Here is a 15815-nt window from a genome sequence, read left to right as displayed (position 1 = left end):
GATGAATACGTTTCTCTTTGGCATCTACCCCTACATCGCACTTTCCGTGCTCTTCCTGGGTTCGATCGCACGTTACGATCGCGATCCCTTCACCTGGAAAACCTCGTCGAGCCAGTTGCTGCGAACGCGCCATTTCGCCATCGCGTCGATCCTGTTCCACGTCGGCGTTCTGGTGATCTTCGCAGGCCATGTCGTCGGCCTTCTGACGCCAATCTGGGTCTTCGACATGCTCCATGTCAGCCATGGCGCCAAACAGATCCTCGCAATCGTGGCGGGCGGGATCGCGGGCGTGATGGCGACGATCGGCGGCGGGATGCTGCTCTATCGCCGCTGGACCGACCAGCGTATCCGGTTGACATCGAGCTTTGCCGATATCGCGATCCTCGTGCTCCTGCTGGTACAGCTTCTGCTCGGCCTCGGGACGGTTCCGGTGAGCTGGCAGCACTCCGACGGTCACGAGATGGTCAAGTTCATGACCTGGGCGCAGATGATCTGGACCTTCCAGCCGGGCGCTGCGGACTATGTCGCGGGCGCGGCGCTTGTCTTCAAGCTCCATATCGTGCTCGGGCTCACGATTTTCCTGCTGACGCCCTTCACGCGGCTTGTCCATATCGCTTCGGGCATCTTCGCTCCGCTGCGGTATCTCTTCCTGCGCCCGGGCTACCAGATCGTCCGTTCGCGTCGGAATGCACCGCTGCCGCCGCGCAGCGATGCGGATGTCGCCAAGGCGCGTCTCAAGGCGGCCAAGTCGGTCCGTGCGGCGGAGTGAGTGCGATGACGAAACCGCTCTTTCCCGATGTGGTCGTGAACGGCCAGACGATCCCTTCCGCGGCAATAGCCGCGGAAGCCCAGCACCATAACGGTCCGAGTGACAAACCCGGTATCGCCTGGCGCAAGGCGGCCAATGCGCTCGCGGTTCGCGCGCTGCTTCTGCAAGAAGCGGAACGACGCGCGATTGACGCCGACCCTCAGGAGGTCGCTCCGGGGCAGATCGAGACCGATGACGAGGCTTTGATCCGTGCGCTTCTCGAAGATGCCGTCGAGGTGACGCCGCCCTCCGAGGACGCGATCCGTGCCGAATGGGAGCGTGATCCCACGCGGTTCCGCGCCCCGCCCCTTTGGGAAGCGGCGCATATCCTGATCGCTTGCGATCCGCGCGACGAGGCGCAACGCGGGGCGGCTGAGACCCGCGCGCGTGCCCTGGCGACGGAGGCCGTCGAAAAGCCCAAGAGCTTCGCGCGTCTGGCCAAGGAAAACAGTGATTGCTCCTCGCGGGGCGAGGGTGGCTTCCTCGGCCAACTCGGTCCGGGCGACACCGTTCCCGAGTTCGAGAGGGTCCTGCGTGCGCTTGGTGAAGGAGAGATCACCGCGGAGCCCGTTCTCAGTCGCTTCGGCTGGCATGTGATCCGTCTCGATGCGGTCGCCGAAGGCGCGCCCCTTCCATACGAGACCGTGCGTCCGCGCATTTCTGAGGCGATGGAGAAGGCGGCCTGGACGCGTGCAGTGCGCGCCTATGTGGCAGAGCTTGCCGCGCGTGCCGAGATCTCCGGGGTCGATCTGGCGGCGTAGGAACGAAAGCGATGCTGAGCGATCTCTTCACGCGCAACCGCACTTGGTCGGAACACCGCAAGGCGGAGGAGCCGGGCTACTTCGCCCGTCTCGCCACCCGGCAGAACCCGGAGTTTTTCTGGGTGGGCTGCGCCGACAGCCGCGTTCCGGCAAATGTGGTGGCCGGGCTCGACCCCGGCGAAGTCTTCGTCCATCGCAATGTCGCCAATGTCGTGCATTCCTCGGACATGAACTTGCTGAGTGCGCTCGAATTCGCCGTCGAAAGCCTCGGTATTCGCGAGATTATCGTGTGCGGTCATTACGGCTGCGGCGGTGTCAAAGCGGCGACCGAGGAGATGCTGGGCGGCCTGACGGACCATTGGCTCGAGCCGATCCGCCGGCTCGCGCGCGCCTATGCGATTGATCTTGCGCAGTTGCCCGATATCGAGGCGAGGCGCGACCGTCTGGCCGAACTCAACGTGGTCGAGGGGGTGCGCCGGATCGCAGAGACGCCAATTCTCCAGCGAGCCTGGGCCGCAGGGAAGCCGGTCAAGGTTCATGGATTGATCTATGGTCTCAAGGATGGCGTGCTCGCCGACCTCGACTGCACAATCACGCGCGCGAGTGTCTTCGGTGAAGACGAGCCGCGCTGAATGTGGGCAGATGATTGAACGGAAAGGACACGAGATGTTTCCTATCGCCGCTATCCAAAGCCCCGGGCGGGGCGACGCAGACTTCCTGATGGCGCGATTTGCCCGGCAGGCGCTTGCGCGCGGGCTTCGTGTGCGTGGCGTTGTGCAGGTCAATATTGATCGACCCAAAAGCCATGCCTGCGATATGGATATCCAGGTTCTTCCGGACGGCCCAGTACTGGCGATTTCGCAGGCTCTGGGGGGAGGATCGCGCGGATGTCGTCTTGATCCGGCGGCGCTCGAAGCCTCTGTCGCCGCAGTGTCGCGCAGTCTCGCGGGCGGGGCCGATCTGCTCGTCGTCAACAAGTTCGGCAAGATGGAGGCGGAGGGGCGCGGGTTTCGGCCTGTGATTGCCGAAGCTATCTTCCAGGGCATTCCTGTCCTCGTTGGGATCAACGGCCTGAATGAAGCGGCCTTCGACGCGTTCACTGGTGGATATGGTTGCCGCCTTCCTTTCTCCCTCAAGGCGATCGACGAGTGGTTCGAGGATGCACGCGGCCTTGTCGGCGCCTGAGGTCTCAACAAGGCTGCCTCTTACCCCGAAGATTCCGAAAGTATTTGTCACGGAAGTAACCGGGGCGGCGACCTGTTCGAAGCCCCCATTGACGTCTTGGGATGCTGCATTTAGTAAGTGAGTGATAACTTACTAAAGGTGTCCGATGCGGAAGTCAGCAGGTTTGAGAAAAGCCGAAATCGTCTCGACCGTTCTCGAAATGGCCGACCAGATCGGCCCCGATCGCGTGACAACGAATGCGGTTGCAAAACAGATCGGGCTGACCCAAGCGGCTCTGTTCCGGCACTTTCCGTCCAAGGCAGAGCTTTGGGGCGCGGTCGCCGAGCATGTCACCGACACGCTGGCGACGGCTTGGGAGGCAGCACTTGAAGATGTTTCGGATCCGCTGGAACGGGTGCGCGCGCTGGTGGCGGCCCAGCTTGGGGTGATCGCGCGCACGCCCGCGATCCCGATGCTTCTGTTCTCGCGGGAATTGACCACCGAGAACGAGGTTCTGCGCGGCGCCTTCCGAGAGCGCCTCGGCGTGTTTCACGAAACGCTCGCGGCAGACCTCGCCGCCGCACAGTCACAGGGCCGGATAGCGGCCGATCTCCGGCCGCGCGATATCGCCTACCTGCTGAGTTCGCTCGTTCAGGGCGCCGCGATCCGCTGGGCGCTCGGGCCGCGCACCACATCAATGGAAGAGACGGGGCTCGCGCTGCTCGATGTGCAGCTGCGCCTCCTCGAATGCAGGAAGGATCGCTGAGAGATGCGCAAGAGCTGGTTTGTCGTCGGGGTTGCCGCAATTGCTCTGGCAGGTGGGATCTGGGTGATGCGCCATCGCCCGCTGCCGGTGCAGGTGCTCTCGCCGGAGACCGATGTCACTTTGCGACTCTATGGTCTGGGAACCGTCGAGGCACGTGTGCTGAGCGAGGTTGGCTTCGAGCTGGGTGGCGCCGTGCAGAGCCTGTCCGCAGATGCGGGCGATCGCGTTCTGGCCGGGCAGGAACTGGCGCGTCTGCATCCCGAGGAACAACAGGCGCGCGTGGCCCAAGCCGAGGCCGGGGTGGAAGCGGCACGCGCGGCGCTCGCCAAGGCGGAAGCGGCCCTGCCACGCGCTCAGGCGGTATTGTCACAACGCGAGGCGGCCAATACGCGCCAGCAGGAACTTGCACGAACGGACCGGGCCTCGAAGCAAAGCGCGGAGGAAACCCAGCGCGATCTCGATGTGGCGCGCGCCGATCTCGCTGTGGCCGAAACCGAACTGATGGTGCTGCGGGCTCAGGCGGCGGAGGCGGACGCCAATCTGCAATCGGCCCGCACGCTTCTCGAAAAGCACGTTCTGGCCGCGCCCTATGATGCCCTGATCATTGCGCGCAAGGCCGAGGCTGGCACGGTGGTCAAGGCGGGTGACACGATCTTCAGCCTGATCGATCCGCAGACGATCTGGATTCAGGCCTATATCGACGAGGAGCGCGCGGGCCAGCTTGCGCTGGGGCAGGTGGGCGCCATCCGTCTTCGTTCGCGCCCGCAACAAGAGTTTCATGGCAACATCGTGCGGATCGGGTTGGAAAGCGACCGCGTCAACGAGGAGCGCAAGGTCTGGCTCGCTTGCACGGATTGCCCCGCCGAAATGTATCTGGGCGAACAGGCCGAGGCTCTGGTCACGACTGGTCATCGCGATCGGGCCTTGATGGTGCCCGAGGTCGATATCATCGGCTTTGATGGCGCGTCGGGAACGGTCTGGATCGCGCAGGATGGGGCGCTGGCACAGGCAACCCTGGAGTTCGGTGCGCGCGACGATCTGGGGCGCTCCGAAGTGACGGGCGGATTGCCGGAAGGGGCGAAAATCGTCTCGCCAGTTCCCAAAGATGCGGTCGAAGGCCGCAAGGTTCGCATCGGGGCGGGCGCATGAACCTCGCGCTCAAGGACATTCGGCACAGTCTCTTTCGCTTTATCCTGACCTGCTTCGGGCTGGGGTTGCTGATGACTGTCGTGCTGGCGATGATCGGGATCTATAACGGTCTCGTCTCGGATGCGCTGGCCGCGGTGAAAGCGCCGCGCGCGGATCTCTGGGTCGTCGAGGCCAATACGCAGGGGCCCTTTGCCGAGGCGTCTTCGCTGCCTGCCGCGACACGCGATGCGGTCGCGCGTCTTCCGGGGATCGCCGAGGCGGGCGCGATCACTTACCAGACCATCGAAGCGCAGCACGGGACGCAGACGCTCCGGCTATATGTCATCGGTTACGAACGGGGTCGTCCCGGAGGTCCGTCCACCGTCACCGAGGGGCGTGGGCTTGGGCGCAGTCATTACGAATTGGTGGCCGATCGAAAGTCAGGGCTTGAGGTGGGCGACACGATCCGTCTTGGACGCAACCGGTTTACCGTCGTCGGGCTAACGGAAGACGCGATGAATTCCGGTGGTGATCCCGCAGTTTTCATGACGCTTTCCGACGCGATGGCCCTGCAGAGCGAACTCGATCCCGCAGCCGAGCGGGTCCGCGCGGCCCGTGGAGCGGCCTCGCCTGACGCCAGCAATGTCGCGGCAGTCATCGCACGGATCGAGCCAGATGCAGATGTCGCGCGGGTGGCTGCGACGATCCGGCAATGGAAACATCTGGGCGCTCTGACCCAAGCGCAGCAAGAAGAGCTCCTGCTCGCTTCGGTCGTCGATCGCGCGCGCCGACAGATCGGGCTGTTCCTGGGGATCCTGCTCACCGTTTCGGCAGTGGTGATCGCGCTGATCATCTACACAATGACGATGGAGAAGCTGAAACAGATCGCGACGCTCAAGCTGATCGGCGCACCGGATCGCACCATCCTCGGTCTCATCGTTCAGCAGGCGCTGATCCTGGGCACCTCCGGCTGGGCGATCGGGCTGTCGTTGATCTTGCTGGTGAAAGACAATTTCCCCCGGCGGGTGGTGCTGGAGCCGACCAACGCATTGGTGCTCGCCGGGATCATCGTCGGCGTCTGCATCGTGGCGTCAGGGCTCGGCATCCGCGCCGCGCTCAAGGTCGATCCCGCGACGGCGCTGGGAGGTTGAAATGGCGATTGGTGATCTTCTCGTCGATGTGTCGGGTGTGGCCAAGCATTACGGCGAGGGCGAAACGCGTGTCGATGCTTTGCGCGCGGTCGATTTGCAGATCCATGCAGGTGAGGTTGTGGCGATGCTCGGCCCTTCGGGGTCGGGCAAGACCTCGCTGCTCAACATCATCGGCTGCATCGTCGATCCGTCCGCAGGACGGCTCGTGCTCGATGGCGAGACGGTTTTTGATGGCCGCTGGCTGCGTGGCAACCTGCGCCAATTGCGGCTCGACAAGATCGGTTTCATCTTTCAGGCGCATAACCTTTTGCCCTTCCTCACCGCCGAGGAGAACGTCTCTGTCGTGCTCGATCTCGCAGGGTGGAAACCCGCGGCGGCGCAAACGCGGGCGCGAGAACTGCTGGACTATCTCGAGGTCGGACACCGCGCCGGGGTAAAGCCTGCACATCTGTCGGGCGGAGAGGCACAGCGCGTCGCCATCGCGCGCGCTCTGGCGAACCGACCCCGGATCATCCTTGCCGACGAGCCGACGGCTGCGCTCGATTCCGTGCGCGCTCAGCTCGTGATGGACCTCTTGCGCAAGCTCGCCGTCGAACAGGAAGCCTGCATCCTCACCGTGACACATGACGAGAAGATCTTCGACCGGTTCGACCGGCTGATCCATTTGCGCGATGGGCGTCTCAGCGCTGAATAAGGTTCGGTTCTGAAATAGACCGAGGCCGTTTCTCTCGCCACAATCCACGATCGCGATACGCTTTGAGGCGGCTCTGCAAAGGCAGATCTCGAACAGGCGCGCGGCACTGGGTTTGGCCTCATACGCCCATCACATTCGTCGAACGCCTGTTCGCCGCAACCGGTTGAAGTGCCGCGCGATCTGCAAATTCCGCCCGGAGGGCGGCTTTACCACCCATGCGGCACACCGCATGCGGCGAAAGGGCGTTGATCCCGTCAGGGTGATGTCTACGGGCAGCGCGAAACATTATGTGCTGCCCTACACCGACTCAGAAATCGAGGTTTTCCACCGTCAGTGCGTTTTGCTGGATGAATTCGCGGCGCGGTTCGACCACGTCGCCCATCAGCTTCGAGAAGATGTCTTCGGCCTCGGCCACGTCCTCGATGCGCACCTGCAAAAGCGTGCGCGCCGAAGGGTCGAGTGTGGTTTCCCAGAGCTGCTCGGGGTTCATCTCGCCCAGACCCTTGTAGCGCTGAAGGCTGAGGCCCTTTTCGCCTTCCTGCAAGATCGCGTCGAGCAGTTCGAGCGGGCCATGGATCAGGATCTCGCGCTCCTTGCGGGCAAGTTTTGCAGGGCGGTCATAGACCTCGCGAAGATCCTCGGTCTGGGAACCGAGGCGGCGGGCTTCGCCCGAGCGCAGCACCGCGCCGTCAAGCGTGCGGACCTCTTCCACGCCGCGCAACACACGGGCGAGGCGGATGCCGTGATCCTGCGTCGGGCGACCCTGCCAGCCGCGCTCGTATTCCAGAGCGACGAGGTCGAGACGCTGCGCGACGGCATTCGCCACGCCCTGCGCGTCGGCGTCGATCTTGCCGGGCAGCATCGCGCCTGCGATCGCGGCTTGTTCGAGGATGTGACGCGGGTAATGGGTCGGGAAAGTGGCGAGGATGCGCTTGATCAGGCGGGCCTCTTCGACCACGCGCTTGAGATCCTGACCGCTGATTTCCTCGCCGGTGTTGAGGCGCAGAATGGCCCCCTCGACACCCATGTCGATCAGGTAATCTTCCAGCGCGGTCTGGTCTTTCAGATAGACCTCGGACTTGCCGCGCGAGACTTTGTAGAGCGGCGGCTGGGCGATGTAGAGATAACCATGCTCGATGATCTCGGGCATCTGACGGAAGAAGAAGGTCAAGAGCAGCGTGCGGATGTGCGCACCGTCCACGTCGGCATCGGTCATGATGACGATCTTGTGGTAGCGCAGCTTGTCGATGTTGAACTCGTCGCGGCCGATCCCGGTGCCGAGCGCGGTGATCAGCGTGCCGATCTGATCGGAGCTGAGCATCCGGTCGAAGCGCGCACGCTCCACGTTGAGGATTTTGCCGCGCAGCGGCAGCACGGCCTGGTTCTTGCGCTCGCGGCCCTGCTTGGCCGAGCCGCCGGCGGAATCCCCCTCGACGAGGAAGACTTCGGAGAGGGCGGGGTCTTTTTCCTGACAATCGGCGAGCTTGCCGGGCAGTGAGGCCACATCCATCGCGGTCTTGCGGCGTGTCAGTTCGCGGGCCTTGCGGGCGGCTTCACGGGCGAGCGCGGCCTCGATGATCTTGCCGACGATCTGCTTGGCCTCGTTCGGGTTTTCCTCGAACCATTCGGCGAGCTTTTCGTTCACGAGGTTCTCGACGGCCGGACGGACCTCGGAGGAGACCAGCTTGTCCTTGGTCTGGCTGGAGAATTTCGGGTCCGGCACTTTCACCGAGAGCACGCAGGTCAGGCCTTCGCGCGCGTCGTCGCCGGTGAAATCGACCTTCTCGCGCTTCGCGATGCCGCTTTCCTGCGCGTATTTCGTGATCGTGCGGGTCAGCGCCGCGCGCAGGCCAGCGAGGTGGGTGCCACCGTCGCGCTGCGGGATGTTGTTGGTGAAGGGCAGCACCGATTCATGGTAGCTGTCATTCCACCACATCGCGACTTCGACGCCGATGCCGCGCACCTCGCCGACCATGTAGATCGGCTCGGGCATGACGGCGGTTTTCGAACGATCCAGATATTTCACGAATTCCCGAACGCCGCCTTCGTAATGCAGTTCGACATGCACCGGCTCGGCAGGGCGTTCGTCCTCGATGATGATGCGGACGCCAGAATTCAGGAAGGCCAGTTCGCGCAGGCGCTTTTCGAGCGTGGCGAAGCTGTATTCGAGGTTCGAGAAGGTGCCCTCCGGGTCGGTCTCCTTGTTGGAGGCCAGGAAGCGCACCTCGGTGCCCTTCTCGCCGGGCGCATCGCCGACGACATGGACATGCTCGACGCATTCACCATGCTCGAAGCGGGCCTTGTAGATCTTGTCATCGCGCCAGACGGTCAGCTCCAGCCAGTCCGAGAGCGCGTTCACCACCGAAACGCCGACCCCGTGCAGACCGCCCGAAACCTTGTAGGCGTTGCCGTCATCGTCGGTGTTGTTGAACTTCCCGCCCGCATGCAGCTGGGTCATGATGACCTCGGCCGCCGAGACACCCTCCTCGGCATGAATATCGACCGGAATCCCGCGCCCGTTATCGCGCACCGAGACCGAGCTGTCGGCGTGAATCTTCACATGGACATAGTCCGCATGGCCCGCGAGCGCCTCGTCGATCCCGTTATCGACGACCTCGTAGACCATGTGGTGTAGGCCCGAGCCGTCATCGGTGTCACCGATATACATGCCCGGCCGTTTGCGCACGGCTTCCAAGCCCTTGAGAACCTTGATGGATTCAGCGCCGTAATTATTCTTCTTCGGGGTGTCGTCGGTCATGCCTGCGCGTCCTGTCTTTGCTGCCGTTTTTATATCGGCTGGGCGCGGCAATGTCACGCCTTGGACACAAGATTTGGGGGCTCACGTCACGGCGATCACGAGGCCTACGAAGATCATCAGCCCGCCCGCGATCCGGTTGAGCCGTGCGAGCTTGCCGCGGCTTTGCACGAAGGTCCGGATCCGGTCCACAAAGGCCGAAAGGATGATGTTACCGGTGAAGGGGATGATGGCCGAGATCAGGCTGACGATCGCGATGTCGATCCAGGTCATCGTAGCGATCGGGAAGAAGCCCGGCAAAATCCCCATGTAGAACAGGATCGCCTTGGGGTTGCCGATGATCACGATGAGACCGGCGACGAAACCGGCCCACATGCCGGGGCGCGTCAGGCGGCTGTCCGAGCTGATCTTGTGATCGGCGTGGCGGATCAGCAGGATCCCCATGCCGATGAACATCGCGACCGCCACCCAGCGCAGTACGACGAGGAAATAGCTGAATTCCTGCACGAGCCAGGAGACGCCAAGGATGGCAAGTGCGGGCCAGATCATGTCGCCCACCGTCACGCCAAGCGCGAGCGGCCAGGCGGCGGCGAACCCGCCCGACATGGCGCGCGCCAGTAGCGCGAGCCAGACAGGGCCGGGGGTCAGAAACAGAACGAGAAGCGCGCCGGAGTAAAGGGCGATCTGCGCAAAGGTGAGAGTCATGGCAGGGTCAGGCTTCCATCATCGGCCAATGGCCAGAAAGGGTTGTGGGCGAGTTCCCAGACATGGCCGTCGGGATCGGCGTAATAACCGGAATATCCGCCCCAAAAGACCTTTTCGGGAGCCTTCAATGGCGTTGCCCCGGCGGTCAGCGCTTCGGAAAAAGCGGCATCGACATCCTCAGGCGTGTCGAAATTCTGCGCCAGCGTCATCGCCCCGGTGCCCAGCAGCGCATCGGGGCGGCCCTGATCCTTCGCCAGATCATCCAGCCCGAACAGGCCAAGCCCCATGCCGTGCAGCTGGTAGAATGCGACGCCTTCCTGCTCCGCATGCGGCTGCCAGCCAAGCGCGGCGTAAAAGGCTTTGGCCCGGTCGAGATTTCCCACGCCGAGCGTGATCAGCGTGACGCGCTGTTTGGGGTAACTCATGGGGTGACCTCCTCGACCTGCGATCCCCGCGGCCCCTCGACAACCTCGAGATATTGACCGCGCCGGCCGAGCGCGTCGAACAGCTCTGCCCCGGTCCCGGTCATCATCACCTGGGCATCGAGCGCGCAGATTTCGTCATAAAGCGCCGCGCGCCTGCCGGAGTCCAGATGCGCCGCGACCTCATCAAGCAAAAGCACCACATCCTCGCCCGCAAGCGCCCGCGCATTGGCGAGGATCAGCGAGATCAGAAGCGCTTTTTGCTCGCCGGTGGAACATTGCGCAGCGGGCGCGTCCTTCTCGACGTAAGTGGCCAGAAGGTCGGCGCGATGGGGGCCTTCCAGCGTGCGCCCCGCCGCCATGTCGCGCGCGCGGTTCGCATCAAGCGCTGCGGCCAGATCGTCGGGTCCCTCGTTGTCGAGCTCCAGCCGCGCGGCGGGGAAGGCCGTGGCCGCATCGGCCTGCGCCTGCATGATCCGTGCCAGCGCCTCGGCCCGGTTCGCCCGGATTGCGGCACCCGCCTCGGCCATCTGACCTTCCAGCGCATGATACCAGTTCGGATCGCGCACCATGTCTTTCAGCAGCCGGTTGCGTTCGCGCATCGCCTTTTCATAGGCGAGCGTGACCTCGGCATGGGACGGCGTGAAACTCATCACCATCCGGTCGAGAAACCGCCTGCGCCCCTCGGCCCCTTCGATCCAGAGCCGGTCCATCGAGGGCACGAGCCAGAGCACCCGCAGGATTTGCGCCAGTGCCACCTGCGGCGCGGCTTTTCCGTCGATCTCGACGCGACGGGATTCACCGGGCAAGGCGGAGGTCTCGATCTCATGCGTGTCGGTCGCCGCCTGGAGCTTCCAGCCCACGGCCTCGGCACGGCGCATCAGCTCATCGGCCTGCGCCCGGCGCAAGCCGCGCCCCGGTGAAAGCAGAGAAACCGCCTCCAGGATATTCGTCTTGCCGGCCCCGTTCGGCCCGTAGATCGCCACGGGCCGTCCATCGAAGGCAATTTCGGCACGGCGATGCGAGCGGAACTGCAATATCTTGAGGTTCCGCAGCATCAGATTGTCCGGCTGGGAGCCTGCGTCACACGCGCATCGGCATGACCACGTAGACGGCAGAGGTGTCGCCACCTTCGCGCATCAGGGTCGGATCGCCCGAGGAGTTGAACAGGAAGACGGCATTTTCGCGATCAACCTGGCTCGCGATTTCGAGCAGGTATTTCGCGTTGAAGCCGATCTCGAGCGGCTCGTCGGCATAGGCCACGACCAGTTCTTCCTCGGCGGCACCGGCATCGGGCGCGTTGACCGAAAGTACCAGCTTGTCGGCATCGAGCGCGAGTTTCACTGCACGCGAACGCTCGGACGAGACAGTCGCCACGCGATCCACCGCCTTTGCGAATTCGGTCGCATCGACTTCAAGCTGGCGCGTGTTCCCGGTCGGGATGACGCGGGTGTAATCTGGGAAGGTGCCGTCGATGACTTTCGAGGTCAGCGTGATCACCGGGGTGGCGAAACGGACCTTGGTTTCCGACACCGAGACGGCGATTTCCTGTTCGTCATCGTCGAGCAGCTTACGCAGCTCGTTTACGGTCTTGCGCGGCACGATCACGCCGGGCATGCCATTCGCGCCGTCGGGCAAGGCCGCGTCGATGCGGGCGAGGCGGTGACCATCGGTCGCCACGCAGCGCAGGACCTGGCCATCCTCGCCAGTCGCGACATGCATGTAGACGCCGTTGAGGTAATAGCGGGTTTCCTCGGTCGAGATGGCGAATTTCGACTTGTCGAAGAGGCGGCGCAGCACGCCCGCTTTCGCGGCGAAATTGGCGACATATTCCGAGCTCGCCATGACCGGGAAGTCTTCTTTCGGCAGCGTGGCGAGGTTGAAGCTCGACTTGCCAGCCTGCACGTTCAGGCGGCCCGCCGCGGCATCGTCAGAGATCGAGACCAGCGCGCCATCGGGCAGTTTGCGGACGATCTCGTGCAGCATCACGGCCGAGACGGTGGTGGCACCGGCGCGCTCGACCATCGCGGGAGCCTTGTCGACCACCTCGATATCAAGGTCAGTGGCGCGGAATTGGACCGTGTCGCCTTCAGCTTCGATCAACACATTGGCGAGGATCGGGATCGTGTTGCGGCGTTCCACAACGGATTGCGCTTGCGATACGGCCTTGAGCAGCGCGGCACGTTCGATGCTGAATTTCATGTCGATCCCTCACGACTTTCCGGGGGTGGCAAGGTAGCACCTTGCGCCACCGGCACAACGGTTTTCGCAGACATTCGGCCGCTTTGCCCGGAGCGTCAAGCCCAGCGGGCGAGATCAGCTTTCAAGGAGGCGGCGGAGCAACTCGATATCTTCGGCGAGTTGCGAATCCGTCGCGCGCAGCTCCTCGATCTTGCGGATGCCGTGCATGATCGTGGTGTGATCGCGGCCCCCGAAGCGACGCCCGATATCGGGCAGCGACCGGGTGGTCAGCGATTTCGCGAGGAACATCGCGACCTGACGCGGCCGGGCGATCGCGCGCAGGCGCTTGGGCCCCACCAGATCGGACAGGCGGACATTGTAGTGCTCGGCCACCTTGCGCTGGATCTCTTCGACGGTGACCTTGCGCTCGGATTGGCGAAGCTGGTCCTTGAGGCATTCCTGCGCCAGATCCATCGTGATCTCGCGGCCGATCAGAGAGGCGTAGGCAAAGAGGCGGGTCAGGGCGCCTTCGAGAATACGCACGTTCGAGCTGATGCGGTGCGCGATGAATTCGAGCACGCCGGGCGCGATCTGGAGATCGGGATATTCGGTGCGATAGGCATCGGTCTTGGTCTGGAGAATCCCGAGGCGGAGTTCGTAATCCGTGGGATGCAGATCGACGACGAGGCCACAGGACAGGCGCGACTTGATGCGCTCCTCGAGGTCCTTGATCTCGCCGGGTGCGCGATCGGCGGAAATGACGATCTGTTTGCCCTGATCGACGAGCGCGTTGAACGTGTGGAAGAACTCTTCCTGCGTCGATTCCTTGCCGGCGATGAACTGCACGTCATCGACCATGAGCACGTCGATCGAGCGGAACATCTCTTTGAAGTCCATGATCTGCTTGTCACGCAGCGCCTGAATGAAGCGGTACATGAATTGCTCGGCCGAGAGGTAGAGTACGCGCAGATCGGGACGCTGCACCTGAAGTTCATGCGCGATCGCGTGCATCAGGTGCGTCTTGCCGAGGCCGACGCCACCGTAAAGGAAAAGCGGGTTGAAGGTGACGGGGCCGCCTTCGGCGACACGCTTGGCCGCGGCATGGGCCAGTTCGTTCGGCTTGCCGACGACGAAGCTGTCAAAGGTGAAACGCGCGTCGAGCGGCGCACCGGGGAGAGGTTCGGACTCGGCGCGGGCAGGCTTGCGCGGCTTGACCGGCATTGCGGCGGGTTTCGCAGCGGGCTTGGCGCCATTGGCGACCTGACGCAGCGGCACGGAAATATCAACGCGCTCGGCGCTCACGCCCGCACGGCGCAGCTCGCTCAGAATCGGTTCGGCGAAGTTGCGCGAGACCCAGTCTCGCATGAATTTGGTCGGCGCCCGGAAAGAGACGATCCCGTCTTCGAGGTTGATCAGCTCCAGTGGAGCGATCCAGGTCGTGAAGTTATTCTGCCCAACGCTTTTTTGAAGTTCATCGCAGACCCGGCCCCAGGTATCGTCCGTCATTTTCCCGCCCATATATCACACACATCAAGTGCGACGAGATCGCCCTGGGCGCATGCGGAATCGCGGCTGGCAGGCCGCCTCCTCCCCATGGCAAAAAGACATGACAGCCGCTCCGGGAATCCTCCCGGTTGCAGGCATACCTGCCGAAGCTGAGGGTTTTGAGCCCTCGAGAATCGGAATCGCATCTTGCCGGGCTGCGGCGAGGCTTTTTCTTTGTCGTGGCAGACTTTATTGCCCGTCGACCGCCCGAAAAATGCGTCATGTCCCCCAAGGCGACGTGAATCGCAAGGTGAAGCTAGCAAGCCCTCGAGGCGACAGGCAACTGACCTTTGCTCTTGACGGGAGATTCCGGAAAACGAATCTCAGGGGACTGCGCAAAACTGCAACAGTTGTGTGTCAACGCTTTGATTAGACATGAAAAAACGCGCCTGCACGAAAAGCAGGCGCGTTTTTCTTAGCGAATCCAACTGCTTTGCGGATCAGGCGTTGAGAGCCTTCACGCGCGAAGCCAGGCGCGAGACTTTGCGCGAGGCGGTGTTCTTGTGGATGACGCCCTTGGTCACGCCGCGAGCGATCTCGGGTTGAGCGTTGCGCAGAGCGGTGGTCGCGGCGGCGTAGTCGCCCGATGCGATCGCTTCCTCGACTTTGCGGATGAAGGTACGGATGCGCGAGCGACGCGCTTTGTTGATGTCCTGACGACGCTCGTTCTGACGGGCGCGCTTTTTGGACTGGGGCGTATTGGCCATGGTCTGTTTCCCACTTTCCGGGTCTGTTCAAATTTCGATTGCACGACAGACCCCGGGTTTCCAGAAGAACCGGATGATTCTAGCCTGAGCGGGCTCCACGCGCATGTAAGCGGGCCTCTTAGGGCAAAAATGCCTGAAGGGGAAGCCCATAATTGCGAAACGGGGCCGTAGCCCCGCCTGCGTATTCAGTTTCGCGCGATCACTTGTCGCGGAATTGCGGTTCGCGTTTTTCGAGGAAGGCGGCCATGCCTTCTTTCTGGTCCTCGGTCGCAAACAGCGCGTGAAAGAGGCGACGCTCGAAGAGGATGCCCTCTTCCATCGTCGTCTCGTAGGAGCGGTTGACCGCTTCCTTCGCCGCGGCGGCTGCCAGCATCGACTTCTCCGCGATCTTCTGTGCCGCGGCCATAGCCTCGGGGATCAGTTTCGCATTGGGTACGACGCGGCTCACGAGGCCCGAGCGCTCGGCTTCGGCGGCGTCCATGAAGCGACCCGTCAGGTGCATGTCCATCGCCTTCGACTTGCCGACGAAGCGGGTCAGGCGCTGCGTGCCGCCGATCCCGGCAATGACGCCGAGATTGATCTCCGGCTGACCGAACTTGGCGTTTTCCGCGCAGATGATGAAATCGCACATCATCGCCAGTTCACAGCCGCCCCCGAGCGCGTAGCCCGACACGGCGGCAATGATCGGTTTGCGGATGCGCTTGATCGCCTCCGCCTCGACGCCGAAGAAATCGCTCGTGAACATGTCCACGAAGCTCTTTTCCGACATTTCCTTGATATCCGCCCCGGCCGCGAAGGCCTTTTCCGAGCCGGTGATGACGATGCAGCGCACCTTGTCATTCTCTTCCGCCGATTTCAGCGCCTCTGCCAGTTCCCCCAGCAATTGGGAGTTCAGGGCGTTCAGGGCTTCGGGGCGGTTGAGCCGGATCAGGGCAACGTAGTCCTCGATCTCGACGATCAGGGTCTGGTAGGCCATTCGGTCTTGCCTTTCCTTGTGTCTGAACGCGACTCCTAGCAGAGGGGGAGGC

Annotated in this window: 16 protein-coding genes; 8 read left to right on the top strand and 8 right to left on the bottom strand. The window is 63.1% G+C overall.

Features of this window, described 5'->3' with window-relative positions; all coding sequences use genetic code 11:
• Position 1: 1 nt before the first annotated feature.
• From narI to BMG00_RS08325, 8 genes are all read left to right on the top strand, one after another.
• Complete coding sequence (gene narI, locus BMG00_RS08360) at positions 2-769, top strand: respiratory nitrate reductase subunit gamma (RefSeq protein ID WP_078574278.1); 768 nt, start codon at positions 2-4, stop codon at positions 767-769.
• A gap of 5 nt (positions 770-774) precedes the next feature.
• Positions 775-1569, top strand: a complete 795-nt coding sequence (locus BMG00_RS08355) for a peptidylprolyl isomerase (protein ID WP_078573949.1) — start codon at positions 775-777, stop codon at positions 1567-1569.
• Between the two features lie 11 nt (positions 1570-1580).
• On the top strand, positions 1581-2201 hold the full coding sequence (locus BMG00_RS08350) for a carbonic anhydrase (RefSeq protein ID WP_078526337.1): 621 nt from the start codon (positions 1581-1583) through the stop codon (positions 2199-2201).
• A gap of 34 nt (positions 2202-2235) precedes the next feature.
• Positions 2236-2754 carry a DUF2478 domain-containing protein gene (locus BMG00_RS08345; protein WP_093469939.1) on the top strand — a complete coding sequence of 173 codons (519 nt, stop codon included), beginning with the start codon at positions 2236-2238 and terminating at the stop codon, positions 2752-2754.
• Positions 2755-2917: 163 nt separating this feature from the next.
• Positions 2918-3499, top strand: coding sequence for a TetR/AcrR family transcriptional regulator (locus BMG00_RS08340; protein ID WP_245794968.1), 582 nt, complete (start codon positions 2918-2920; stop codon positions 3497-3499).
• A 3-nt stretch (positions 3500-3502) separates the two neighbouring features.
• The gene (locus BMG00_RS08335) at positions 3503-4648 is read left to right on the top strand and encodes an efflux RND transporter periplasmic adaptor subunit (protein WP_078573944.1); all 1146 of its coding nucleotides are present in this window, start codon (positions 3503-3505) and stop codon (positions 4646-4648) included.
• On the top strand, positions 4645-5778 hold the full coding sequence (locus tag BMG00_RS08330) for an ABC transporter permease (protein ID WP_078573943.1): 1134 nt from the start codon (positions 4645-4647) through the stop codon (positions 5776-5778). Before BMG00_RS08335 ends, BMG00_RS08330 begins: the two co-directional genes overlap by 4 nt.
• 1 nt (position 5779) lies before the next feature.
• A complete protein-coding gene (locus BMG00_RS08325; RefSeq protein WP_078526327.1) occupies positions 5780-6472 on the top strand; it encodes an ABC transporter ATP-binding protein in 693 nt (230 codons plus the stop codon).
• Between the two features lie 307 nt (positions 6473-6779).
• Here the strand turns inward: BMG00_RS08325 and gyrB are convergent, their stop codons facing one another.
• The 8 genes from gyrB to BMG00_RS08285 all read right to left on the bottom strand — a co-directional run bounded on the left by gyrB (position 6780) and on the right by BMG00_RS08285 (position 15763).
• The gene (gyrB, locus tag BMG00_RS08320) at positions 6780-9230 is read right to left on the bottom strand and encodes a DNA topoisomerase (ATP-hydrolyzing) subunit B (protein WP_078573942.1); all 2451 of its coding nucleotides are present in this window, start codon (positions 9228-9230) and stop codon (positions 6780-6782) included.
• Positions 9231-9311: 81 nt separating this feature from the next.
• Positions 9312-9932 (bottom strand): LysE family translocator, encoded by a 621-nt coding sequence (locus BMG00_RS08315; protein ID WP_078573940.1) that lies wholly within the window; start codon positions 9930-9932, stop codon positions 9312-9314.
• Entirely contained in the window at positions 9929-10357 is a 429-nt protein-coding gene (locus BMG00_RS08310; protein ID WP_078573939.1) for a VOC family protein, read from the bottom strand. The genes BMG00_RS08315 and BMG00_RS08310 overlap by 4 nt, the downstream gene beginning before the upstream one ends.
• Entirely contained in the window at positions 10354-11412 is a 1059-nt protein-coding gene (gene recF / locus BMG00_RS08305) for a DNA replication/repair protein RecF (protein ID WP_078573937.1), read from the bottom strand. The genes BMG00_RS08310 and recF overlap by 4 nt, the downstream gene beginning before the upstream one ends.
• 25 nt (positions 11413-11437) lie before the next feature.
• A complete protein-coding gene (dnaN, locus tag BMG00_RS08300) occupies positions 11438-12556 on the bottom strand; it encodes a DNA polymerase III subunit beta (protein WP_078526317.1) in 1119 nt (372 codons plus the stop codon).
• Between the two features lie 114 nt (positions 12557-12670).
• Positions 12671-14041, bottom strand: a complete 1371-nt coding sequence (gene dnaA / locus BMG00_RS08295; protein WP_078573935.1) for a chromosomal replication initiator protein DnaA — start codon at positions 14039-14041, stop codon at positions 12671-12673.
• A 479-nt stretch (positions 14042-14520) separates the two neighbouring features.
• Positions 14521-14787 carry a 30S ribosomal protein S20 gene (rpsT, locus tag BMG00_RS08290; RefSeq protein WP_078526315.1) on the bottom strand — a complete coding sequence of 89 codons (267 nt, stop codon included), beginning with the start codon at positions 14785-14787 and terminating at the stop codon, positions 14521-14523.
• Positions 14788-14986: 199 nt separating this feature from the next.
• On the bottom strand, positions 14987-15763 hold the full coding sequence (locus BMG00_RS08285) for an enoyl-CoA hydratase (RefSeq protein WP_038075337.1): 777 nt from the start codon (positions 15761-15763) through the stop codon (positions 14987-14989).
• Between the last annotated feature and the right edge of the window lie 52 nt (positions 15764-15815).

The sequence above is a fragment of the Thioclava marina genome, assembly GCF_002020135.1.
Classification (GTDB): domain Bacteria; phylum Pseudomonadota; class Alphaproteobacteria; order Rhodobacterales; family Rhodobacteraceae; genus Thioclava; species Thioclava marina.
This window is presented reverse-complemented; position numbering and strand designations above follow the sequence as displayed.

What these genes read in the sequence shown, in the direction of transcription:
- dnaA (WP_078573935.1), bottom strand. Translation starts at nt 14,041, where the DNA reads ATGACGGACGATACCTGGGGCCGGGTCTGCGATGAACTTCAAAAAAGC.
- BMG00_RS08315 (WP_078573940.1), bottom strand. Translation starts at nt 9,932, where the DNA reads ATGACTCTCACCTTTGCGCAGATCGCCCTTTACTCCGGCGCGCTTCTC.
- BMG00_RS08345 (WP_093469939.1), top strand. Translation starts at nt 2,236, where the DNA reads ATGTTTCCTATCGCCGCTATCCAAAGCCCCGGGCGGGGCGACGCAGAC.
- BMG00_RS08350 (WP_078526337.1), top strand. Translation starts at nt 1,581, where the DNA reads ATGCTGAGCGATCTCTTCACGCGCAACCGCACTTGGTCGGAACACCGC.
- BMG00_RS08310 (WP_078573939.1), bottom strand. Translation starts at nt 10,357, where the DNA reads ATGAGTTACCCCAAACAGCGCGTCACGCTGATCACGCTCGGCGTGGGA.
- gyrB (WP_078573942.1), bottom strand. Translation starts at nt 9,230, where the DNA reads ATGACCGACGACACCCCGAAGAAGAATAATTACGGCGCTGAATCCATC.
- dnaN (WP_078526317.1), bottom strand. Translation starts at nt 12,556, where the DNA reads ATGAAATTCAGCATCGAACGTGCCGCGCTGCTCAAGGCCGTATCGCAA.
- BMG00_RS08335 (WP_078573944.1), top strand. Translation starts at nt 3,503, where the DNA reads ATGCGCAAGAGCTGGTTTGTCGTCGGGGTTGCCGCAATTGCTCTGGCA.
- rpsT (WP_078526315.1), bottom strand. Translation starts at nt 14,787, where the DNA reads ATGGCCAATACGCCCCAGTCCAAAAAGCGCGCCCGTCAGAACGAGCGT.
- BMG00_RS08325 (WP_078526327.1), top strand. Translation starts at nt 5,780, where the DNA reads ATGGCGATTGGTGATCTTCTCGTCGATGTGTCGGGTGTGGCCAAGCAT.
- BMG00_RS08285 (WP_038075337.1), bottom strand. Translation starts at nt 15,763, where the DNA reads ATGGCCTACCAGACCCTGATCGTCGAGATCGAGGACTACGTTGCCCTG.
- BMG00_RS08355 (WP_078573949.1), top strand. Translation starts at nt 775, where the DNA reads ATGACGAAACCGCTCTTTCCCGATGTGGTCGTGAACGGCCAGACGATC.
- narI (WP_078574278.1), top strand. Translation starts at nt 2, where the DNA reads ATGAATACGTTTCTCTTTGGCATCTACCCCTACATCGCACTTTCCGTG.
- recF (WP_078573937.1), bottom strand. Translation starts at nt 11,412, where the DNA reads ATGCTGCGGAACCTCAAGATATTGCAGTTCCGCTCGCATCGCCGTGCC.
- BMG00_RS08330 (WP_078573943.1), top strand. Translation starts at nt 4,645, where the DNA reads ATGAACCTCGCGCTCAAGGACATTCGGCACAGTCTCTTTCGCTTTATC.